A 20,139-nucleotide genomic window follows, 5' to 3' on the forward strand; every position below is an offset into this window, starting at 1 on the left:
CTCGCTCAGCTTCCGGCGTCACGCGCCCCGGTGTCCAGCAGCTCCATCAGCGCGCGCGCCGCCGGACTCGTGGCACGCGGCGACGGCACCAGCGCCACCGTCTCGTACACCGCCTCGCCGGTGTCCTTCAGCGGCAGCGCGGTGAGCGAGGGGCGCTTGTGGCGGAAGTGGCTCGGCACCACCGCCACGCCGAGGTTCTCGTCGACCAGGTCGAGCAGGCTGTGCACGTCGTTCACCTCCAGCGCCACCGTGCGCCGGACGCCCGCGACCGCGAACGCCGCGTCGGTGGCGCGGCGCGGCCCCCAGTCGGGGTGGAAGTCGACGAACACCTCGTCGGCCAGGTCCCGCGGGGTGACGGGAGCCCCGGCGCGGGCGAGCCGGTGGTCGGAGTGGCACAGCACCGTCATCGGCTCGCAGGTCAGCGGCACGGCGCGCAGCTGGTCCGGGTCGGCGTCGACGCGGTAGGCGAAGGCGAGGTCCAGCCGCCCGGCCGCGACCTCCTCGGCGAGCGCGGCCGAGCCCCACTGCCGCAGCCGTATCTCCACGGCCGGGTGGCGCCGCCGGAACGCGGCGAGCAGCTCCGCCACATGCACCCCGGCGATGCACTGCTCCGTCCCCACCGCGAGGGTGCCGCGCAGCACCCCCTGCACCGCGGCCACCGCCTCGTGCGCGGCCCGCACCTGTGCCAGGATGCGTTCGGCCTCCGCGAGCAGCGCCCGCCCCGCCTCGGTGAGCGTCACCCTGCGGGTGGTCCGCACGAACAGCGGCGTCTGCAGCTCGCGCTCCAGCGCCCGGATGGACGCCGACAGGCCCGACTGGGAAACCATCAGCCGTTCCGCCGCACGGGTGAAGTGCTGGTCCTCGGCGACGGCCACGAAGTGCTGGAGATGGCGCAGTTCCATGATTGAGAAGCGTAGCCGCTGAATCTCATCGGATTCTTCTGTTGGACCACTCCCCGCAGGTCACGACAGAGTGGACGGGCGGTCCGACGAACCGCCACGACGAACGTCAAGACGTGTGCCAACCCCCTGGAGTCGCGTTGTACACCGCACACCCCGACCGTTACGCGGACATGCCCTACCGGCGCACCGGACGCAGCGGCCTGAAGCTCCCCGCGCTCTCGCTCGGCCTGTGGCACAACTTCGGTCCCGACCGACCGGCCGAGACCCAGCGGGCCATCCTTCGCCGCGCCTTCGACCTGGGTGTCACCCACTTCGACCTCGCCAACAACTACGGCCCGCCGCCCGGCGCCGCCGAGTCCGTCCTCGGCGAGGCGCTGAAGGCCGACTTCGCGCGGTACCGGGACGAGCTGGTGATCTCCACCAAGGCCGGCTACCTGATGTGGCCGGGCCCGTACGGCGAATGGGGCTCGCGCAAGTACCTGCTGTCCTCGCTGGACCAGAGTCTGAGCCGGATGGGCCTCGACCACGTCGACATCTTCTACTCGCACCGCTTCGACCCGGACACCCCGCTCGAGGAGACGATGGGCGCCCTGCACACCGCGGTGCAGCAGGGCAAGGCGCTCTACGTCGGCGTCTCCAACTACAACGCCGAGCAGACCCGTGAGGCCGCCCGCATCCTGGGCGAGCTGGGCACCCCGCTGCTGATCAACCAGCCGCGCTACTCGATGCTCGACCGCCGCCCGGAGGACGAGGGTCTCATGGACGCCCTCGACGAGCTCCAGGTCGGCTCCATCGCCTACTCCCCGCTGGAGCAGGGCCTGCTCACCTCCCGCTACCTGGACGGCATCCCCGAGGACTCCCGCGCCGCGAGCGACAGCCCGTTCCTCGACACGGACGCCCTCACCGAGGAACTGGTGGGCCGGCTGCGCGCGCTGGCCGACATCGCCTCCGCCCGAGGGCAGAGCCTGGCGCAGATGGCCCTGTCCTGGGTCCTGCGCGGCGGCCGCCTCACCTCCGCCCTGGTCGGCGCCAGCAGCCCGCGGCAACTGGAGGACAGTGTCGCGGCCACCCGCAACCTCGACTTCTCCGAGGAGGAGCTGGCGCGGATCGACGCGATCGTCAAGCAGTAGGCGGCATCCGTCACCGGCCGTCACCCCCGCCCCGGGGGCGGCGGCCGGTGCGTTCGTCTCCGGGAGGGCCGGTCACCTCGGCCGATGCGCCCACCCGTGCCGTTTCGGCCAGGACGGGACCTGCATATGCCAGGAGACTGGCCGGAAACACATGGTGACAGTGATTCAGAGGTGAACATACTCGACAACGAGAGCGCTTCACACCGAGCAACGGCGCCCTCACGCACAGCACGCGAGCCACGGAGCGGGCAGCCGGCCCGGAACCGGCGGGCGAGCACGCAGCGGGGGAGGGAACGTGCACGACGAATTCCTGTGCCACGTCACGGCGTACGGGATCTGCGACGGCCGGCGCATCGGGGTGCCGCTGGGCACCTACCGGGCCCCGACCCTCGCGCTCGCCCTGTGGTGGCTGCGCGACCGCGCCCTGTGGATCGCCGAGCGCCTCGACCCGCAGCCCGGATCCGAGCACTTACCCCCGGGCGCGCTCGTCCCCGTCGCCGACGACGTGACCGACGTGCCCACCGTGCTGCGCACCTGGTGCCGTGACGTCGACAGGCAGGAGCAAGTGGCCGAGGCGCTCGCCGCCGGACGGATGGTGCGGGTCGCCACCGGCGACGACACCACGGAGTACGAACTCCTCGCCGAGTCCGTCGACGCCCTGCGGATGCAGCGGGCCGCCCGGGTCCTCGGCGTCCCGGTCGCCTGAGAACGGACCGCCCCTCAGCGTCTCCGCCGCCGCAGACCCCGTACGGCCCACGCGCCCGTGAACCCCGCCACCAGGCCCCACAGCAGGGCCAGCCCCAGCGCGCCCCACAACCGGGGCTCCAGCAGCACCTGCCCCGTCAGCCCCTCGCCCAGATCGCCGATGCCGAGCACCGACAGGCCGATCCGCGCGGAGACCCGGGCCGTCGGTCCGACCGTCAGCACCGCCAGCGCAAGCGCCACCGCCAGCCGCAGGGCGTGCTGCCAGGGCGGCACCCGTGCGGGAGAGGAGGCCGCCATGACGCAGGCCGCGCCCGCCACCAGCACCGCCGCTCCCACCAGCAGCCACCACCAGCGGCCGCCGTCCCGGTCGACGAGCGAGCCCAGGTTCAGCTCCGAGACGTCCGGGGTGCGCAGCACCTCGTCCAGCACCCGCGGCATGGGCAGCCCGAACGGCCCCTCCACCCTGCCCTCCCAGGTCGCCCCCAGCCCCACGGTCAGCCCCAGCCAGGCCACGTTCGGCAGCCCCAGCAGGATCACGGCGAACGTCTCGGCCGCGTGACCCCTCGTGGCGGCCACCACCAGCCCGACGATCAGGGCCACGGCCACGGCGGCGAGCAGCAGCCCCAGCGTCGCACGCGCCGCGGGCCGCGCCCCCGCCTGGAACCGCATCAGCTCCGGAGGCAGCGGCGCACCGCGCGACACCAGGATCGCCACCACCAGCACGCCCGCCAGCCACACCAGGCCGATCAGCACGGTCGGCAGCACGTCCGCCGCGAACCCGACCGTCGGCGTCACCCCGAACAGCTCGCCCAGGTCGCCGAGCAGGTCGTCCCCGAGGGACACCTCGAACGTGCGCCGGGCGGCCAGGGCCAGACCGAGGACGGCGAGCAGCCACAGCACGGCGATCCGCGCCGCCCACCCCGCCAGCCCGGGCGCCCCCACCACCGTGCGGCGGTGCAGCGGACGCAGGAAGCACCAGCCGAGCAGCAGCGCCCCGGTGAGGGTGACGGTCAGCGGGATCACCGTCAGGCCGCCCTCGCTCCCGGCCAGGCCGCCGGCGTCCCCGGAGAGCCGTACCGTGCCGCCGACGGCGAGCACCAGGACGGCGGCGAGCACCGGCCCGAAGGCGCCCTCCGGAAGGTCGGCGGCCCCGGCCGCCCAGACCCCCAGCGCCGCCACCACGGCCATCGCGGTCAGCGAGCCGACCACCGCGACCAGCGCCGGAACCCAGCCGTGGAGAGGGGACCGCGGAGGAGAAGGGGAGTGTGCGCTCACGGTTGCACGCTAAGCAGCGTCTGTCGCGCCCGCCCGCCGACGAGGTCCGTCCGCGCGGGCGCGGCGGCACCTCGCCGGGCGCGGAGTCCGGTGCCCGTCGCAGGGTTCCAACGCCCATTTCACCTGCTCAGGCATACCGAGACGCCCTTCGGGGAAGCCGAACACCGATCAGTGGGACTGCCCCGGCCGACTCGGGGTACCAGGACCGGTGCGGATCGTCCGGCCGACCCGGCGTCGCAGAGGGAAACGCATGACCTATCGCTTGGACGGGGTAGTGATACCGACTGGTTTCGACGTGCCCGTGGAACCGCTGCGGCGGGCGGCACACTTCACCGGCGAGCCGGGCTGCATCGCCGAGTCGCGGCATTTCGCGGCGCAGTTCCTCGAGCAGCTGAGGACCGAGTGGTGCGCCACGATCGACGCCAAGGCGGAAGGAGCCGTGCTGCTGGTGGTGAGCGAGCTGGTCACCAACGCCGACCGGCACAGCGACGGGCCGTACATCCTGGAGCTGGAGGGCACGGACACCACCGTCACGGTGGCCGTCTACGACAGCAACGGCACCCTGCCCCGCGTGTTCCCGCGCGACCCGCAGCGGGTCGGACGCCACGGCTTGGAGATCGTGCGCGCGCTGGCGCGGGACGTCGGCGTGGAGCGCGTACCGGTCGGCAAACGCGTCCGCGCGGTGATCGACCTCACCGGCGGCTGAACGACGGACACCACGCGCCCGCTGTCCACAGCAGCGCCCCTGGACCGGCCGGAACCGTCAGGGGCGCCTTCCGTGTGTTGTCAGGGCGGTCCTCAGGCGCAGCCCAGCTCGCCGAGCATGCCCGTCCGCAGCCGGGTGATGATCCGCTTGATCAGCCGGGACACGTGCATCTGCGAGCAGCCCAGCCGCTCGCCGATCTCCGCCTGCGTGGCCTCCTCGACGAACCGCATGTGCAGGATCTCGCGGTCCCGGTCGCTCAGCTCCGCCATCAGCGGGGCCAGCGCGTGGAAGTCCTCCACCAGGGCCAGCCGCTCCTCCTCGACGCCGATGAAGTCGGCGAGGACGGCCTCGCCGTGCTCCGGGCCGTCACCGGTGAGCGCGGCGTCCAGGGAGGACGAGTTGTAGCCGTTCGCGGCGATCTGGCCCTCGACGACCTGCTGCTCGCTGATGTTCATCAGGGTCGCCAGCTCCGCGACGGTGGGCTCGCGGTCCAGCCGGCTCGACAGTTCCTCCCGCGCCTTGGCCAGCTCCACGCGCAGCTCCTGGAGCCGCCGCGGCACGTGCACGGCCCAGGTGGTGTCACGGAAGAAGCGCTTGATCTCGCCGACGATGTACGGCAGCGCGAAGGAGGTGAACTCGACCTCGCGGGACAGCTCGAAGCGGTCGATGGCCTTGATCAGGCCGATCATGCCGGTCTGCACGACGTCGTCCATGTCGTCGCCCCGGCCGCGGAACCGCCCGGCCGCGAAGCGCACGAGGGACATGTTCATCTCGATGAGGGTGTTCCGCGCGTACTGGTACTCGCGGCTGCCTTCCTCCAGTTCCGCGAGGCGGCGGAAGAACTGCCGGGAGAGCTCGCGGGCGTCGCGGGGCGCGACCGCGCAGGGGTCGGCGGGATCGCGAAGGTCCTCGCTGCCGGCGCCGGCCCTGATGCGCCCGTCGACGGTCCGCTCCTGCGACCGGATCACGGCGGTCCTCATTGCCCTCTCCCCACCAACGTCATGGCTGCCACGGGACTGGAGCACCCGACTACCCCGGTTCCGCGGACCTATGCCCGTCCATTTCCTCCGTGGCGGAAAGCGCCGGACCGCTCGGGGGAGACGCGGTCCGCACCGGCCGTCACGCCTGTCGTCCGATGGTACGGCCGCCGGTGCGGCGCGGCACCATCGGGGCGGAGGGAATTCGTCCGCTTTCCGGCTTCACTCAGGGCGGAATCCCGCTCCCTTGCCCGAGGGAGCGGGATTCCTAGGCTGAGGACGTGACCGATCACGCGCCGAACGAAGCCCGCGTCATTCCCCTGCGACCCGGCCCTGCCGCCCCGGGCCCGCCGGCCCCGCCCGCCGCCGCGCCCAGAGAGCCGCTGTGGCGGCACCTCGTCGGCGACGTGCTGCGCAGGGAGCGGCAGGCCCAGGAGCGGACCCTCAAGGACGTCGCCGACGCGGCGCGGATCTCCATGCCCTACCTGTCGGAGGTCGAGCGCGGCCGCAAGGAGGCCTCCTCGGAGGTCCTCGCGGCCGCCGCCGGCGCGCTCGGCCTGGGCCTCGGCGATCTGCTCGCCCGTACGCACGCCGAGCTGGTCCGGGTCACGTCGCGCCGGTCCGCCGTCCCCGCCCGCTCCGTGCGGAACGGCTCCGTGCGGAACGGCTCCGCGCACGACGGGCTCTGCCTGGCAGCCTGAGCGGCAGGCACCCCACGGCCCGGCGGCCGCTCAGACCGGAGCGGGCCGCCGGGTCAGCACCTCGTCGGCCAGGCCGTACGCCACGGCCTCCTGCGCGGTGAACACCTTGTCGCGGTCCATGTCCGCGCGCAGGGTCGCCACGTCGTGGTGCGTGTGCCGGGCCAGCACCTCCTCGACCTGCGCCCGGATCCGGGTCATCTCCTTCGCACGCAGCGCCAGGTCCGACGCCGTGCCCTGCATCCCGCCGGAGGCCGGCTGGCCGAGCAGCACCCGCGCGTGCTCCAGCACGAACCGCCTCCCGGGATCCCCGCCGGCCAGCAGCACGGCCGCCGTGGACGCCGCCTGCCCGACGCAGAACGTGGAGATCGGGGCCTGTACGAACGTCATGGTGTCGTAGATCGCCATGAGTGAGGTGTACGAGCCGCCGGGGGAGTTGAGGTACACCGCGATCTCCCTCTCCGGGGCCTCCGACTCCAGGTGCAGCAGCTGCGCGACGACCACGTTGGCCACGCCGTCGTCGATCTCCGTGCCCAGGAAGACGATCCGCTCGGCCAGCAGCCGGCTGAACACGTCGTAGGACCGCTCGCCGCGCGCGGTGCGCTCGACGACGTTCGGAATCGTGTACGTCCCCATCAGTGCAGCCCCATCCTCGGTCGTGCGGCCGCCGGACGGACGTCGTCCAGCGAGTCCAGCACCCGGTCGACCATTCCGTACGCGCGGGCCTGTTCGGCCGTGAACCAGCGGTCCCGGTCGCCGTCCCGGGAGATGGTCTCCGGGGTCTGGCCCGTGTGCTCGGCGGTGATCCGCTCGATGGTCCGCTTGGTGAACTCCAGGTTCTCCGCCTGGATCTCGATGTCGGCGGCACTCCCGCCGATGCCGCCCGACGGCTGGTGCATCATGATCCGCGCGTTCGGCAGGGCGAAGCGCTTGCCGGGCGTGCCGACGCAGAGCAGGAACTGTCCCATGCTGGCCGCGAAGCCCATGGCCAGGGTGGCGACGTCGTTGGGGATCAGCCGCATCGTGTCGTAGATGGCGAGTCCGGCGTGCACCGAGCCGCCCGGGCTGTTGATGTACAGGCTGATGTCGGTGCGCGGGTCCTCGGCGGACAGGAGCAGCAGCTGGGCGCACACCCGGTTCGCGGACACCTCGTCGACCTGGGTGCCGAGCACCACGATCCGCTGGGCGAGCAACTGGGCGGCGAGGTGGTCGTCGAAGCGGCTCGGCGGCGTGTCGCCGTCCTCCGCCCGGGGCGGGACCGGCCGCGGGCCGGCGGTGAGTGGTGACATGGACGCTCCCGTGGATCACTGGTCGGAGCACGGCCGGACGGCCGTGTGCGTCCACTGTCGGCGTGCCGGGGCCGCCGCCGTGGAAATCTCTGCCCGCGGCAGATTCGCCCAGGGCAGAGCGGCCTCGGACGGGCCCTGAACGGCGGATGTGCCGGCCCACCGATGAGTTCCGCCGCCGCGGCCGGTCTGCACCGGTGACCGCGTTCCGACGAGGGGCGCCACACCTGGGAGGTACTCATGGACACCGACGGATTCACCACCTGCCTGTGGTTCGACGGCCAGGCCGAGGAGGCGGCGCGGTTCTACGTCTCCGTCTTCGGCAACTCCGAGCTCGGCGAGGTCGTCCGCAACACCGGCGCCACCCCCGGCGAGGCGGGCTCCGTGCTCACCGTGGAGTTCACGGCCAACGGCCAGAAGTTCGTCGCCCTCAACGGCGGACCGGAGTTCACCTTCAACGAGGCGATCTCCTTCCAGCTCGACTGCGACGACCAGGCGGAGATCGACCACTACTGGGAGAAGCTGGTCGAGGGCGGCGGCGAGCACGGCCCCTGCGGCTGGCTCAAGGACCGCTACGGAGTCTCCTGGCAGGTCAACGCCAAGCGGCTCACGCAGATGATCGGCGACCCGGACCGGGAGAAGGCCGACCGCGCGCTGAAGTCCATGATGACGATGGGCAAGCTGGACCTCGCGGAGCTGGAGAAGGCGTACGCGGGCGGGGCCTGACGCCCCGGCCTGCGGGCCCCCGGTCTCGGGGGCTCCGCCCCCGGACCCCCGTTCACCGCAGTTCCCCCCGCCCCTGGGGGCGCTCCTCCGGCGCGCGTGCCCGCCCGGGCGTGGCTAGCGTGAGTCGGAAGACCGAAGACCACCCGTGACGCGGAGGGCCGCAGCCATGGCCGCACCACCCGAAGGAACCCCCTGCTGGGCCGACGCCGTGTTCGACGACCTGGACGTGGCCAAGGACTTCTACGGCCACGTCCTCGGCTGGACCTTCGGCGAGACGTCGCCCGAGCAGGGCGGCTACACACAGGCGTACGCCGACGGCAAGGCGGTGGCCGCCGTCGTGCCGCCCATGCCGGGCCAGGAGGGCACCTCCCAGTGGTGCCTCTACCTCGCCGCCCGGGACGCCTCCGCCACCGCCGCCCGCATCCGCGAGCACGGCGGCGAACTGCTGATGGAGCCCGTGCAGGTCGCCGACTACGGCACGATGTGCCTCGCCCGCGACCCCGGCGGGGCAGTCTTCGGGGTGTGGCAGGCCGGCACCCACGAGGGCTTCCAGGCGACGGGGACACCGGGCGCGTACTGCTGGGCGGAGGTCTGCACCCGCGAACCGGAGAAGTCCGACGCGTTCTTCCCGGCCGTCTTCCCCTACCGGTCCGAGCAGCTCGAGGGCGAGACGGACTTCCGCGTCCACGTCCTTGAGGAGCGCCCCGTCCTCGGCCGGATGCGGATGACCGACGACTTCCCGCCCGAGACGCCCCCCTACATCAACGTGTACTTCGCCGTGGACGACTGCGACGCGGCCGTGGCCCGGGCGACCGAACGCGGCGGGGTGCTGCGGTTCGGGCCGACGGACTCGCCGTTCGGACGCTTCGCGGCTGTCAGCGACCCGCAGGGCGCCGACTTCTCGGTCATCGACCTCACCACCACCAAGGGCGAGATGCCGGGCACCCGACCCGTCGGCTGAGCGGAACCGGGGCACCTGCCCGGCCATGGCATGATCGGTCGCATGCGTGAACGTGTGGTGGCCGCCTGCGACGGGGCCTCGAAGGGAAACCCCGGACCGGCCGGCTGGGCCTGGGTGATCGCGGACGGCTCCGGGACCCCGGACCGCTGGGAGGCCGGCGCCCTCGGCACCGCCACCAACAACGTCGCCGAACTCACCGCCCTGGAGCGGCTCCTCGCCGCCACCGACCCCGGTGTGCCGCTCGAGGTGCGGATGGACTCGCAGTACGCCATGAAGGCCGTCACCACCTGGCTGCCCGGCTGGAAGCGCAACGGCTGGCGCACCGCCGCCGGGAAGCCCGTCGCCAACCAGGAGCTCGTCGTCCGCATCGACGGCCTGCTCCAGGACCGCTCCGTCGAGTTCCGCTACGTGCCCGCCCACCAGGTCGACGGCGACCGGCTCAACGACTTCGCCGACCGTGCCGCCAGCCAGGCGGCCTCCGCCCAGCAGGACGCGGGCAGCGCACAGGGCTCGCCCGAGCCGCCGCCGTCCGTGCCGCGCCCGTCCTCCGGCGGCTCCTCCCGCCGCGCCTCGGGCGGCGCCAGGCCCGCCCGCAAGCCGGGAGGTTCCTCCCGCACCATCAAGGCGAAGTTCCCCGGCCGCTGCCCGTGCGGACGGCCGTACGCGGCGGGTGAGCCCATCGCCAAGAACGACAAGGGGTGGGGCCACCCCGAGTGCCGGACGGCCGTCGGCGCCTGAGCGGGTCGTCCGCGCGGGGGAGCCACCGGCCGCCCGGCCGGGACGGATGACAGACTGACCGGCATGGAAGAGCGCACTTTCGACAGGTCGGGACAGCACGCATCCGTGATCGGTCTCGGCACATGGCAGCTCGGCGCCGACTGGGGCGACGTCGACGACAAGGAAGCCCTCGCGGTGCTGGAGGCCGCCGCCGAGTCGGGCGTCACCTTCTTCGACACCGCCGACGTCTACGGCGACGGACGCAGCGAGCAGACCATCGCGTCGTTCCTCAGCGGACGGCCCGACCTGCACGTGCTGGTCGCCACCAAGATGGGCCGCCGTGTCGACCAGATCCCCGAGAACTACGTCCTGGACAACTTCCGCGCCTGGAACGACCGCTCCCGGCGCAACCTGGGCGTCGACCGCATCGATCTGGTGCAGCTGCACTGCCCGCCCACCCCCGTCTACTCCACCGACGAGGTCTTCGACGCCCTCGACACCCTTGTCGAGGAGGAGCGGATCGCCGCCTACGGCGTGAGCGTGGAGACCTGTGCCGAGGCCCTGACCGCCATCGCCCGCCCGAATGTGGCCAGCGTGCAGATCATCCTCAACCCGTTCCGCATGAAGCCGCTGCGCGAGGTGCTCCCCGCCGCGCGCGAGGCCGGCGTCGGCGTCATCGCCCGTGTCCCGCTCGCCTCCGGCCTGCTGTCCGGCAAGTACACCAAGGACACCGTCTTCCCGGAGAACGACCACCGCACCTTCAACCGGCACGGCGAGGCCTTCGACCAGGGCGAGACCTTCTCCGGCGTGGACTGGGCGACCGGCGTCGAGGCCGCCGCCGAGTTCGCGGCGCTGGCCCCCGAGGGATACACCCCGGCCCAGCTCGCGCTGCGCTGGATCGTCCGGCAGCCCGGCGTCACCACCGTCATTCCCGGCGCCCGCTCGCCCGAGCAGGCCCGCGCCAACGCGGCCGCGGCCCGGCTGCCCGAGCTGTCCGACTCCACCCTCGCCGCGATCACCGACCTCTACGACCGGCGGATCCGCGAGCAGGTGGAGAGCCGCTGGTGACGGAGGAGCGTCAGGACTCCAGCACGAGCTGACGCTCCTGCTCCTGGTCGCCGGCGGCGGCGCCCTCGTCGCGGGCGGTGAAAACCCGCGACAGCGCGTCGCTCGCCCGGCGCACCGCCTCCGGGGTGCCCTGCACGGTGACGGTCACCGGCTCCGACAAGGGCCGGTGACCGTCCTCCGCCGTGCCCGTGCCTTCGCCCTCGCCGCCGAACGTCGCCATGCGGACGGTCGCGTCCGTGTCCGAGGGCCGCTCCTGCGGCGGTCCGAACGTGCCTTCCAGCGCGCCGACGACCGCCCGGGCGTCGTCGGCGTCCCCGCCGCTGAGTGTCACGGTGAGCTGGGTGTCCGACATGTGTCCCACTTTCGTCCGGCCTGGTCGTGTCGCCGACCGTGTAACCGTGCCCCGCCCCGCCAAACCGGCGGTGGGAGGAGGCTCCCTTTCGGGGAAACCGGAGGGGGAGACCCGATCGAAGGAGGCACCGTGCCGGACACGGAGCAGGGCGGGAGCAGGCGCCGGGGGCGCAACGAGACCGAGGAGGAGAGAGCGGACCGGATGTGGACCGAGCTCATCCAGGAGGTCCGTGTGGCCCAGATGGGCGTGCAGATCCTGTTCGGTTTTCTGCTGACGGTCGTGTTCACCCCGACCTACGAGGACCTGTCCGGCACCGACAAGACCATCTACATCGTCACGGTGGTGATGGGCGCCTGCGCGACCGGCGCGCTGATCGGCCCGGTGTCGCTGCACCGGCTCGTCAGCGGACGGCGCATCAAACCGCAGGCGGTGCGGTGGGCATCACGGCTCACCCTGCTGGGACTGGCGCTGCTGCTGGTCACCACCAGCTCCTCGCTGCTGCTCATCCTGCGGGTGGCCAGCCACGACGACTTCGTGCCGTACCTGGTGGCCGGGGTGGTGTGCTGGTACCTGCTGTGCTGGTTCGGGCTGCCGATGTGGGCGCGCTACCGCCACACCACGCGCTGACCGCGAGGGCTCACGAGGGTTCAGCTGTTGGCGAGGACGTCAGCGAGGAAGTCGTCCACGCGGACCTCCTCGCACCCCGGCGGCACCAGCCGGTGGGTCTCGGTCAGGAATTCCCCGACGGCCTCCGCCCAGGCGAACACCACCGCGTGGTGCCTGCCGCCGTCGGCGCGCGCCTCGCCCAGGAACTCCATCCGCAGCTCCCGTCCCACACCTCGGGCCTGCGGACTCAGCCGCACGTCGCCTGTGCCGACCGGACGGCTCAGACCGGCGGTGACCATCTCCCGGTCCAGCTGCCAGCGCGCCAGCACCCGGCCGTCGAGGGTGAAGACGGCCGTGACGGCGAACGGGTCCGACGGGTCGTAGCTCAGGTGGGCGAGCACGGGAAAACGCTCCGTGTCGCCCGCCTGGAGCTCCACCACCAGGGTCTTGTGCACGAACGAGTTCACCAGGCGCCTCCGGGACGTACCGACGTAGAGCCCTCTAGTACCCCGGATCCCGGCAAGATGCTCAGCTCTCCGGGTGAATCCGTCACACCTCACGCACGGACCGTCAGCCGAAGGCCTTCCGCAGCGCCGGCAGCAGCGTCCGCTCCGCCCAGTCCAGGTACGCCGGCTGCGACTCCCCGCCGATCTGCACCAGGGCGATCTCCGTGAATCCCGCCTCGGCGTACGGGCGGACCGCCTCGACGAAGTCGTCCGGGTCGCTGCCGCAGGGGATCGAGGAGGCGACGTCGTCGGGCCGCACGAACTGGGACGCCGACGCGAAGGAGTCCGGGTGCGGCAGCTCGGCGTTCACCTTCCAGCCGTTGCCGAACCAGCGGAACTGGGCGTGCGCCCGCTCCACGGCGGTGTCCCGGTCCGGGTCGTAGCTCACCGGCAGCTGGCCCACGCGCGGCTTTCCCTCGCCGCCGTGCTCGTCGAACATCTCCAGCAACTGCGGCTTCGGCTCGGTGGCGATCATCAGGTCGGCGTGGTGCCCGGCGAGGGCGCACGACCGCTTGCCCGAGACCGCGATCCCGATCGGCGGCGGCTGGTCCGGCAGGTCCCACAGCTTGGCCGACTCCACGTCGAAGTGCTCGCCCCGGTAGTTCACATGCCCGCCCTCGAACAGCGCGCGGATGATCTCCACCGCCTCCTCGAGCATCTCGTGGCGTACGTCCACCGGCGGCCAGCCGCCGCCCACCACGTGCTCGTTGAGGTTCTCGCCGGACCCCAGCCCCAGCCGGAACCGGCCGCCCGACAGCAGCTGCATCGTCGCCGCCTTCTGCGCCACCACCGCCGGGTGGTACCGCTTCGTCGGACACGTCACGTACGTCATCAGCGGGATCCGTGAGGTGGCCTGCGCGGCCGCGCCCAGCACGCTCCACGCGTACGGCGAGTGACCCTGCTCGGCCAGCCAGGGGAAGTAGTGGTCCGAGGTCACCGAGAAGTCGAAGCCCGCCTTCTCGGCGCGCACCACGTGCTCCACCAGCTCACGCGGGCCCGCCTGCTCGGTCATCATCGTGTACCCGATTTGCACCATGGCGTCCGGGTCCCCCGCGGCGACCGGCGAAAACGGTGGATCACCCGCCGGTGCCCCGGGCAGGATGCCCCCATGACCCACCGAGCCCTCCCGACCGCAGCCCCCGCGACCCAGGGCGTCGACGCGTCCGGCGTCCACGCCTTCCTCGACGCGCTCGAGGCCGACCCGGACATCGAACCGCACGGAGTGACGATCGTGCGCCACGGCAGGGTCGTCGCCTCCGGCTCGTGGGCTCCCTGGACCGCCGAACGCCCTCATCTGCTGTACTCGCTCAGCAAGAGCTTCACCTCGACCGCGGCCGGGCTCGCCGAGGCGGAGGGGCTGATCGACTTCGACGCCCCCGTGCTGTCGTACTTCCCGGAGATCGACGCCGACATCACCGACCCGCGCAGCCGGGCGATGCTGGTGCGCCACGTGGCGTCCATGGCCAGCGGACACGACCACGAGACCGTCGACGAGGCGTTCGGCGCCGACCCGGCCGAACCGGTGCGCGGCTTCCTGCTCCAGCCGCCGCAGCGCGACCCGGGCACCCTGTTCACCTACAACCAGCCCTGCACGTACACCCTCGCCGCGATCGTGCAGCGGGTCACCGGGCAGACGCTCGTGGAGTATCTGCGGCCGCGGCTGTTCGACCCGCTGGGCATCGGCGAGACGCTGTGGTCCCGCGACCGCGCCGGACGCGAGATCGGCTTCGCCGGGCTGCACACCACCACCGACGCGATAGCGAAGTTCGGTCTGCTGTATCTGAACGACGGCGTCTGGCAGGGCGAGCGGCTGCTGCCGGAGGGATGGGTCGAGCGCGCCACCCGCGCCCACATCGGCACCGCCGGGGCCATGGGCGGAGACGACCGCCCCGACTGGGACCAGGGCTACGGCTACCAGTTCTGGCGGGGCCGGCACGGCTACCGCGGCGACGGCGCCTACGGACAGTTCTGCCTGGTGCTGCCCGAGCACGACGCGGTGATCGCCGCGACGTCCGCCACCGTGGAGATGCAGCGCTACCTCGAACTGGTGTGGCGGCACCTGCTGCCGGCCTTCGGCGACGCCCCGCCGTCCGGGCGCGACGCGGAGGACACGGCCCGGCGCGAGCGTCTGGAGCGCCTGGCCCTGCCCGCGACGGACGGCACCCCCGCGCCGGCGACCGACGGCTGGGCCGGGGCGGCCTTCACCCCGGAGGGCGGGCTCTGCGCCGAGCAGCCGAAACTGACCGCCGCCGAGCTCACGGCGGACGACGGCGGCTGGACGCTGAGCCTCGACGAGGACGGCCACCGGCTGGCGGCCCGCTGGTCCGGCACGGACTGGACCGTCACCGAGGGCGCGGTGCCCGTCGCGGTCACCGGCGGCTGGCACGGCCCCGACACGCTCACCGTCGACATCGCCTTCCTGGAGACCCCGCACCGGCTGCGCGTCACCTGCTCCCTGACCGACCGCGTCTTCCGCGCCCACTGGCTCACCACACCGCTGGTCCCCTGGCCGCTGCGCGCGCTGCGGGCCCCGCGGGGCTAGCTCGCCGTACCGGGCCGGAAGGTCCGCAGGACCGTGCGCAGGGCCTCCTGGCTGCCGGCGCTCGCCCAGTCGGCGGCCGGGGTGGTCCAGCGCAGGGAGAAGCCACGGCCGTCGCCCAGCAGGAGGCCGCGGCCGAAGGTGCGTACCCGGGCGCCGTCGTCCTTGGTGATCCACTGCATGTCGGCGGCCTCACGGCCCTGGTACGTCGTGGGCTCGATGGCGCCGATCCGCTGATAGACGCCGGCGCTCGCGAGGCCCGGCTCCACGGTGTCCCGCCACACGGCGACCGGGTCCGGGCCGACGCGCTCGCTGTAGGTGACGGCGAGGGTGCGCGGGTCGTCGTCGGCGCCGAAGGTGACGCGGTAGGACAGCTCCCCGGCGCGGGACGTCCGCTGCCGTTCCCAGCCCTGGGGCAGCGCGACGGAGAACCCCTCCGGGGCGCGGTAGGTGCGGAAGCCCGCGGGCAGGGCGTCGCGGTCCGGCGGGGACGGCGAGGCGGACCCGGACGGGGAGGGCGGCGGGGAGGGAGCGGTGGACGACGGGGAAGCGGCGCCGGCCGACGGCGGGACCCGCGGGGCGGTGTCCCGCGCCCCGGTCCCTCCGGCCGGCGCGGACACCGAGGCGGCGGGGCCGCCGTCGGCCCGGTCGTCGCCGCCGGGCAGCCCTGTCGCCGCCGCGATCACGGCCGCCGCCACCGTGACCACCGCGAGGGGCGCACCGACGAGCACCCCCTTCCGCTTCCGCTCCCGCCCCGCCGTCGTGTACGCCTCCGCCGGCCCGGGGCCGACGCCGGGGGCCTCCCGCAGCACCTGGGTGAGCACGTCCCGCACCACCTGGCGGCCCGGGCGCTCACGGGGCTCCTTGCGCAGCAGCCCCGTGACGACCTCGGTGAGCGGCCCGCAGCGCACAGGCGGGCGCAGCGGCAGCCGGTCCACCCCGCGCAGTGTGGCCGCCGGCCTGCCCCGGTCACGGAACGGCGGGCGTCCCTCCAGCATCGTGTAGAGGATCGCCCCCAGCGCCCACAGGTCGGCGGCCGGGCCGACCTGCTCGTTCCGCGCCTGCTCCGGCGCCGCGTACGACGGCGCGGTGAGCCGGGGCGCCGACGTCGTCCCGGCCACCCCGTAGCCGGTGACGATCACCGGGCCGGTCTCGCGCAGGTGGAGCTGTCCGGGGCTGAGCTCGCCGTGGGTGACGGCCTCCGGGTGTGCCGCGTCCAGCACGTCGAGCAGGTCCAGGGCGACGCGCGCCGCCCGCGCGGGCGCGAACCTGCCCTGCTGGAGCAGGACTTCGTCCAGCGGGGTGCCGTCGATCCAGGTGGTGACCGTCCACAGGCAGCCGCCCTCGGCGACCGCGTCGACGACGTCCGCGATGCGGTCGGGGCAGAGCCGGGCCACGTTCTCGGTGGCCCGCAGGATCCGGGAGGGCGCGCGGCGGACGCCCTCCGCGGCGTCCGCCGGCAGCTCGATGCGGGTGGCCAGACAGGGCCGGCCGGTTCGCAGGTCGTCGGCGTACCAGCTGACCCGGTTGGCCTCACGGTGCGTGATCTCGACCAGCCGGTAGCGGCCGGCGACCGGCCGGTCGGTGGAGGCGTGCGCCCAGCCCATTGGTGATCCCTCGTCCGGTGATCCCTCGTCGAACCGCTGACTTCCGTCCCCCCTGATACGGAGGAGAGGGGCCGGAGCGTTCAACGGCCGGGCGCGACGCCTTGCGCGGTCCGCCGGGTTCAGCGCAGGGAGAAGTGATCCGTCCACGCCATCATGTCGGTGGTGGTGGCGTTCCCGCCGCACACCACAAGACCCAGGCGGGCGTCGTCGCCGACCCGCTCCAGCACCCGGCGGGCGGCCGGCAGCAGACAGCCCGCGGCCGGCTCCGCCCAGACCTTGGCGTGGTCCGCCAGGTCCAGCGAGCCCTGCACCGCCTCCCGGTCCGGCACCACCAGCACCTCCGTGACCAGCTCCACGACATGGTCGTACGTCAGCTGCGACACGGCGGGCGCGCTGAGTGTGGAGACGATCGAGGAGAGGGTGACCGGCACCGGGCCGCCCGCCGCCAGCGCCTCGGACATCGCCTGCGCCCCCTCGGTCTCCACGCCCCACACCCGCACCCCCGGCCGCCGGGCGCGCAGCGCCGCCGCGACCCCGGCGATCAGGCCCCCGCCGCCGATGCTCACCAGCACGTCGGTCAGCTCACCGGCGTCCTCGGCGAACTCCAGCCCCACGGTGCCCTGACCGGCGACCACCACCGGGTCGTCGAAGGGGTGCACCAGGGTCAGGCCCTCCTGCCGCAGCTCGGCGGTGAGGGCGAACGCCCCGGCCATGTCGTCCGTGACCCGCACCGTGGCGCCCGACGCCTGCGCGATCTCCACGGCCCGCACGGGCGCCGAACGCGGCATCACGACGGTTGCCTTCACATCCAGCGAGGCGGCCGTCACCGCCAGCGCGATGCCGTGGTTGCCGCCGCTCACCGCGACCACCCCGGCGGCCCGTTCCGCCTCGCTCAGCGCCAGCAGCTTCGCCGCCGCACCGCGCACCTTGAACGACCCGGTGTGCTGGAGCAGCTCCAGCTTGGCCGTCACCGGCACCCCGAGAAGTGCAGAAAGGCCGGGGCTCGGCACGGTCGGGGTGCGCACCACGTGTCCGGCGATCCGCTCCGCGGCGGTCTCGATGTCGGCGATCTCGATCACGACTGTCACCTTTCCGGCGCGGGGGCGTGATCCGCGCCGTGCACAGCCTCACCCGGCGGCCCGCCGTGGTCAACGTCGTTCAATCAGCGCTGCTGCGCCTTGTGCTGCGGCGCCTCGCTGGGCCGCACCACGACATGCCCCTGCCCCTGGAGCACCAGCTGCACGGCCTCGCCCGAGCCGCCGCGCAGCATCGAACCCAGAGACTGCGAGCGGTGCAGCGAGGTGGACAGGCCCGCCGTCCAGCCGACGATCGCGTCGGTGTCCACGTACACCGGGCTCTGCGGCGTCACCGGGATCACCAGCGGGCTGCCCTCGCAGACCAGGCCCAGCTTGCCGTGCCCGGTGAAGACGCTGTTGAACAGGCCGCCGCCGGTGATGCCGGCGCCCTTCACGGTGGAGATGCGGTAGGACAGCGTGGCGTCGAAGCACAGCACGTTGCGGCCGTTGACGGTGAACTCGTCACCGGGGCCGATCTCGACCACGAAGCAGTTCTGCGCCTCCTGCGCGAACCAGGCCTCGCCCTGCCCGAGCACGGCCATCAGCGGCAGCCCCTCGCCGGTCACCGCGCGCTTGAGCATGCCGCCCACGCCCTGACCCTTGCGCTCGAACCGGAGGTTGCCGCGGTAGGCGACCATCGCGCCCTGGCGGGCGAGCATCTCGCCGTCGACGGTGTAGCGCAGGCACTTGGCGTTCTCCACCGTCATGCCCGGGGCCGTGGCCGGCTGCACCATGTGCTCACTGGAAAACAGGTCACCCTTCATGCGGGCCATCCTCGCCCGGCCCCCGGCGCCCCGGCCAGAACCCGGCGCGTCCGACACGGCACGGATCCGGCCGCGCGCTCAACCGCCGAACAACTGCGTCCAGTACGTGCCCGCCCGGCCGCCGCCCGCGAAGCCGACGCCGATCCGCGTGAACTCCGGCTTGAGGATGTTCGCCCGGTGCCCCGGGCTGTTCATCCAGCCGCGCACCACCTCCGCGGCCGACCGCTGCCCGCACGCGATGTTCTCGCCGACCGTGCGGCACCGGGAGCCCGCGGCGGCGGCCCGGTCCCAGGGCCGGCTGCCGTCGGGCGCCGTGTGGGCGTAGAAGTCCCGCGCCACCATGTCGGCGCTGTGCGCCTGCGCGGCCGTGGTGAGCAGCGGATCGCGGGACAGCGGCGGAAGACCGGCCCGCGCGCGCTCCCGGTTGGTCAGCTCGACGACCTCCGCCGCCGTGCGGTCCAGGCCCTCCGGGGTGAGCGGACACGCCCACAGCGCCGTCCAGTACGTGTCCCCGGCGCCCTCGCAGGAGGCGACCGCGGCGTGCGTGAACGCCGGGTCGCACACCGTGCGGCGGGCCGCCTCGTGCCGCAGGCAGTGGCCCACGAACCGGTCCACGGACAGCGGCCCGGACACCAGGTGCTCGCCGACGGTGAGGTACGGGTACCCGGCGGCCACCACGCGCCGGTACACCGGCACGCCGTCCGGCCCCTCCACGCCGAGACGCCCGCCGCGCGCCATCGCCCGCGCGTGCTGCCGGGCCGCCTCGGCCAGCCGCCCGTCGTGCGACACCGGCGGCGAACCGGCGGCCCGTCGCGCGGAGTTGACCAGGGCCAGAAAGCCGTCCCCGGCGGACGGCGGGGCCGCGGGGCGGGGCGGGACGGACGGGTGTGCGCGCGGGGCGGCCCGGGCCACCGTGGCGGGGCTCACCGGCGCCCTGCCGGTGACGACCGGGGCGGTACGGGTGGACACCGCGCCTTCGTCGTCCTCCACGTCGACGCCGAAGTCCCGGGCGAGACCGGCCAGTCCGTCCGCGTACCCCTGTCCGAGCGCGCGCAGCTTCCAGCCGTCGCCGCGCCGGTAGATCTCCGCGAGCAGCAGCACCGTCTCCCGGTCGGGGCGCGGCGGGCGGAAACGGGCCAGGGCGCGACTTCCGGGGCCGGTGACCTCCAGGACGGGGGCGGGCAGCGCGCTGAGCGGGGTGCCGGGCTCCTCGGGACTGACGGCGACCGTCACCCGGGTGGCGCCCGCGCGCAGCGCCGCCGGGTCGACGACGAGCGTGTCGCCGCCGAGCCGCGCGCCGGGGGCGGAGGGCTGGTTGTAGAAGACGAAGTCGGCGTCCCCGGACACCTTCCGGGCGTCGTCCGTGATCAGCGCGGACACGTCGAACGGCCCGGGCACCCGGACGGTCACCGCACCGCCCGGTAGCGGGATGTTGCCGCCGGGGACCAACTCGCTCATGGCACCGCCCTGTTCGCCGTCGTCCGACATGTATGGGGGTGTCCGGACAACGACGGGCGGCGCCCGCGGGTTCCCGGGGC

General features: G+C 73.5%; 22 protein-coding genes. 10 read left to right on the top strand and 12 right to left on the bottom strand.

Translation table 11 applies throughout. From position 1 onward, the window contains the following. Positions 1-5: 5 nt before the first annotated feature. The gene (locus ELQ39_RS29715) at positions 6-902 is read right to left on the bottom strand and encodes a LysR substrate-binding domain-containing protein (RefSeq protein WP_242594960.1); all 897 of its coding nucleotides are present in this window, start codon (positions 900-902) and stop codon (positions 6-8) included. 137 nt (positions 903-1,039) lie between these two features. Between ELQ39_RS29715 and mgrA the strand changes: the two genes are divergently transcribed. Together mgrA and ELQ39_RS29725 are read left to right on the top strand one after the other, a co-directional pair. Next, entirely contained in the window at positions 1,040-2,032 is a 993-nt protein-coding gene (gene mgrA / locus ELQ39_RS29720) for an L-glyceraldehyde 3-phosphate reductase (protein ID WP_190003897.1), read from the top strand. 295 nt (positions 2,033-2,327) lie between these two features. Beyond that, positions 2,328-2,738 carry a hypothetical protein gene (locus ELQ39_RS29725; protein ID WP_242594963.1) on the top strand — a complete coding sequence of 137 codons (411 nt, stop codon included), beginning with the start codon at positions 2,328-2,330 and terminating at the stop codon, positions 2,736-2,738. 14 nt (positions 2,739-2,752) lie between these two features. On the opposite strand, the gene ELQ39_RS29730 is transcribed toward ELQ39_RS29725, so the two are convergent. Then, a complete protein-coding gene (locus tag ELQ39_RS29730; protein ID WP_337663026.1) occupies positions 2,753-4,012 on the bottom strand; it encodes a streptophobe family protein in 1,260 nt (419 codons plus the stop codon). 250 nt (positions 4,013-4,262) lie between these two features. Between ELQ39_RS29730 and ELQ39_RS29735 the strand changes: the two genes are divergently transcribed. After that, positions 4,263-4,718, top strand: coding sequence for an ATP-binding protein (locus ELQ39_RS29735; protein ID WP_242594965.1), 456 nt, complete (start codon positions 4,263-4,265; stop codon positions 4,716-4,718). Between the two features lie 92 nt (positions 4,719-4,810). On the opposite strand, the gene ELQ39_RS29740 is transcribed toward ELQ39_RS29735, so the two are convergent. Continuing rightward, positions 4,811-5,698: a SigB/SigF/SigG family RNA polymerase sigma factor gene (locus ELQ39_RS29740; RefSeq protein ID WP_242594967.1), complete on the bottom strand. Its 888-nt coding sequence runs from the start codon at positions 5,696-5,698 to the stop codon at positions 4,811-4,813. A gap of 278 nt (positions 5,699-5,976) precedes the next feature. Here ELQ39_RS29740 and ELQ39_RS29745 point away from each other — a divergent pair, with 278 nt between their 5' ends. Beyond that, a complete protein-coding gene (locus tag ELQ39_RS29745; protein ID WP_337662528.1) occupies positions 5,977-6,396 on the top strand; it encodes a helix-turn-helix domain-containing protein in 420 nt (139 codons plus the stop codon). Between the two features lie 30 nt (positions 6,397-6,426). On the opposite strand, the gene ELQ39_RS29750 is transcribed toward ELQ39_RS29745, so the two are convergent. Together ELQ39_RS29750 and ELQ39_RS29755 are read right to left on the bottom strand one after the other, a co-directional pair. Then, complete coding sequence (locus tag ELQ39_RS29750) at positions 6,427-7,029, bottom strand: ClpP family protease (RefSeq protein ID WP_242594969.1); 603 nt, start codon at positions 7,027-7,029, stop codon at positions 6,427-6,429. Next, a complete protein-coding gene (locus ELQ39_RS29755; RefSeq protein WP_242594971.1) occupies positions 7,029-7,682 on the bottom strand; it encodes an ATP-dependent Clp protease proteolytic subunit in 654 nt (217 codons plus the stop codon). The genes ELQ39_RS29750 and ELQ39_RS29755 overlap by 1 nt, the downstream gene beginning before the upstream one ends. A 237-nt stretch (positions 7,683-7,919) precedes the next feature. Here ELQ39_RS29755 and ELQ39_RS29760 point away from each other — a divergent pair, with 237 nt between their 5' ends. The 4 genes from ELQ39_RS29760 to ELQ39_RS29775 all read left to right on the top strand — a co-directional run bounded on the left by ELQ39_RS29760 (position 7,920) and on the right by ELQ39_RS29775 (position 11,151). Then, positions 7,920-8,405 (top strand): VOC family protein, encoded by a 486-nt coding sequence (locus ELQ39_RS29760; RefSeq protein ID WP_242594973.1) that lies wholly within the window; start codon positions 7,920-7,922, stop codon positions 8,403-8,405. 166 nt (positions 8,406-8,571) lie between these two features. Continuing rightward, the gene (locus ELQ39_RS29765; protein ID WP_242594975.1) at positions 8,572-9,366 is read left to right on the top strand and encodes a VOC family protein; all 795 of its coding nucleotides are present in this window, start codon (positions 8,572-8,574) and stop codon (positions 9,364-9,366) included. 30 nt (positions 9,367-9,396) lie between these two features. Beyond that, positions 9,397-10,104 (top strand): ribonuclease H family protein, encoded by a 708-nt coding sequence (locus ELQ39_RS29770; protein WP_242594977.1) that lies wholly within the window; start codon positions 9,397-9,399, stop codon positions 10,102-10,104. Between the two features lie 63 nt (positions 10,105-10,167). Then, a complete protein-coding gene (locus ELQ39_RS29775) occupies positions 10,168-11,151 on the top strand; it encodes an aldo/keto reductase (protein ID WP_225640543.1) in 984 nt (327 codons plus the stop codon). A gap of 10 nt (positions 11,152-11,161) precedes the next feature. On the opposite strand, the gene ELQ39_RS29780 is transcribed toward ELQ39_RS29775, so the two are convergent. Further along, a complete protein-coding gene (locus tag ELQ39_RS29780; protein WP_242594979.1) occupies positions 11,162-11,503 on the bottom strand; it encodes a hypothetical protein in 342 nt (113 codons plus the stop codon). Positions 11,504-11,632: 129 nt separating this feature from the next. Between ELQ39_RS29780 and ELQ39_RS29785 the strand changes: the two genes are divergently transcribed. Beyond that, a complete protein-coding gene (locus ELQ39_RS29785; protein ID WP_190003910.1) occupies positions 11,633-12,130 on the top strand; it encodes a DUF6328 family protein in 498 nt (165 codons plus the stop codon). 20 nt (positions 12,131-12,150) lie between these two features. Here ELQ39_RS29785 and ELQ39_RS29790 read toward each other — a convergent pair whose 3' ends face one another. Both ELQ39_RS29790 and ELQ39_RS29795 read right to left on the bottom strand, forming a co-directional pair. Then, positions 12,151-12,576 (bottom strand): SsgA family sporulation/cell division regulator, encoded by a 426-nt coding sequence (locus tag ELQ39_RS29790; protein WP_242594981.1) that lies wholly within the window; start codon positions 12,574-12,576, stop codon positions 12,151-12,153. A gap of 103 nt (positions 12,577-12,679) precedes the next feature. Continuing rightward, a complete protein-coding gene (locus tag ELQ39_RS29795; protein WP_242594982.1) occupies positions 12,680-13,651 on the bottom strand; it encodes an LLM class F420-dependent oxidoreductase in 972 nt (323 codons plus the stop codon). A 72-nt stretch (positions 13,652-13,723) separates the two neighbouring features. On the opposite strand from ELQ39_RS29795, the gene ELQ39_RS29800 reads away from it, so the two are divergent. Continuing rightward, entirely contained in the window at positions 13,724-15,157 is a 1,434-nt protein-coding gene (locus ELQ39_RS29800; protein WP_242594984.1) for a serine hydrolase domain-containing protein, read from the top strand. On the opposite strand, the gene ELQ39_RS29805 is transcribed toward ELQ39_RS29800, so the two are convergent. The 4 genes from ELQ39_RS29805 to ELQ39_RS29820 form a co-directional block, all read right to left on the bottom strand. Continuing rightward, entirely contained in the window at positions 15,154-16,761 is a 1,608-nt protein-coding gene (locus ELQ39_RS29805; RefSeq protein WP_242594986.1) for a serine/threonine-protein kinase, read from the bottom strand. The genes ELQ39_RS29800 and ELQ39_RS29805 overlap by 4 nt on opposite strands. A 119-nt stretch (positions 16,762-16,880) precedes the next feature. After that, on the bottom strand, positions 16,881-17,840 hold the full coding sequence (locus ELQ39_RS29810) for a threonine/serine dehydratase (protein ID WP_242594988.1): 960 nt from the start codon (positions 17,838-17,840) through the stop codon (positions 16,881-16,883). 83 nt (positions 17,841-17,923) lie between these two features. Then, on the bottom strand, positions 17,924-18,601 hold the full coding sequence (locus tag ELQ39_RS29815) for an AIM24 family protein (RefSeq protein ID WP_190003916.1): 678 nt from the start codon (positions 18,599-18,601) through the stop codon (positions 17,924-17,926). Between the two features lie 78 nt (positions 18,602-18,679). Then, positions 18,680-20,059 (bottom strand): CAP domain-containing protein, encoded by a 1,380-nt coding sequence (locus ELQ39_RS29820; protein ID WP_242594990.1) that lies wholly within the window; start codon positions 20,057-20,059, stop codon positions 18,680-18,682. Positions 20,060-20,139: the final 80 nt, after the last annotated feature.

The organism is Streptomyces sp. GB4-14 (assembly GCF_022696125.1).
GTDB classification, from domain to species: Bacteria; Actinomycetota; Actinomycetes; order Streptomycetales; family Streptomycetaceae; genus Streptomyces; species Streptomyces werraensis.

Excerpts from the sequence above, each read along its gene's own strand:
- ELQ39_RS29820 (WP_242594990.1), bottom strand. The coding sequence starts at position 20,059 with ATGAGCGAGTTGGTCCCCGGCGGCAACATCCCGCTACCGGGCGGTGCG.
- ELQ39_RS29800 (WP_242594984.1), top strand. The coding sequence starts at position 13,724 with ATGACCCACCGAGCCCTCCCGACCGCAGCCCCCGCGACCCAGGGCGTC.
- ELQ39_RS29735 (WP_242594965.1), top strand. The coding sequence starts at position 4,263 with ATGACCTATCGCTTGGACGGGGTAGTGATACCGACTGGTTTCGACGTG.
- ELQ39_RS29775 (WP_225640543.1), top strand. The coding sequence starts at position 10,168 with ATGGAAGAGCGCACTTTCGACAGGTCGGGACAGCACGCATCCGTGATC.
- ELQ39_RS29750 (WP_242594969.1), bottom strand. The coding sequence starts at position 7,029 with ATGGGGACGTACACGATTCCGAACGTCGTCGAGCGCACCGCGCGCGGC.
- ELQ39_RS29765 (WP_242594975.1), top strand. The coding sequence starts at position 8,572 with ATGGCCGCACCACCCGAAGGAACCCCCTGCTGGGCCGACGCCGTGTTC.
- ELQ39_RS29740 (WP_242594967.1), bottom strand. The coding sequence starts at position 5,698 with ATGAGGACCGCCGTGATCCGGTCGCAGGAGCGGACCGTCGACGGGCGC.
- ELQ39_RS29755 (WP_242594971.1), bottom strand. The coding sequence starts at position 7,682 with ATGTCACCACTCACCGCCGGCCCGCGGCCGGTCCCGCCCCGGGCGGAG.
- ELQ39_RS29780 (WP_242594979.1), bottom strand. The coding sequence starts at position 11,503 with ATGTCGGACACCCAGCTCACCGTGACACTCAGCGGCGGGGACGCCGAC.
- ELQ39_RS29815 (WP_190003916.1), bottom strand. The coding sequence starts at position 18,601 with ATGAAGGGTGACCTGTTTTCCAGTGAGCACATGGTGCAGCCGGCCACG.
- ELQ39_RS29760 (WP_242594973.1), top strand. The coding sequence starts at position 7,920 with ATGGACACCGACGGATTCACCACCTGCCTGTGGTTCGACGGCCAGGCC.
- ELQ39_RS29715 (WP_242594960.1), bottom strand. The coding sequence starts at position 902 with ATGGAACTGCGCCATCTCCAGCACTTCGTGGCCGTCGCCGAGGACCAG.
- ELQ39_RS29805 (WP_242594986.1), bottom strand. The coding sequence starts at position 16,761 with ATGGGCTGGGCGCACGCCTCCACCGACCGGCCGGTCGCCGGCCGCTAC.
- ELQ39_RS29770 (WP_242594977.1), top strand. The coding sequence starts at position 9,397 with ATGATCGGTCGCATGCGTGAACGTGTGGTGGCCGCCTGCGACGGGGCC.
- ELQ39_RS29795 (WP_242594982.1), bottom strand. The coding sequence starts at position 13,651 with ATGGTGCAAATCGGGTACACGATGATGACCGAGCAGGCGGGCCCGCGT.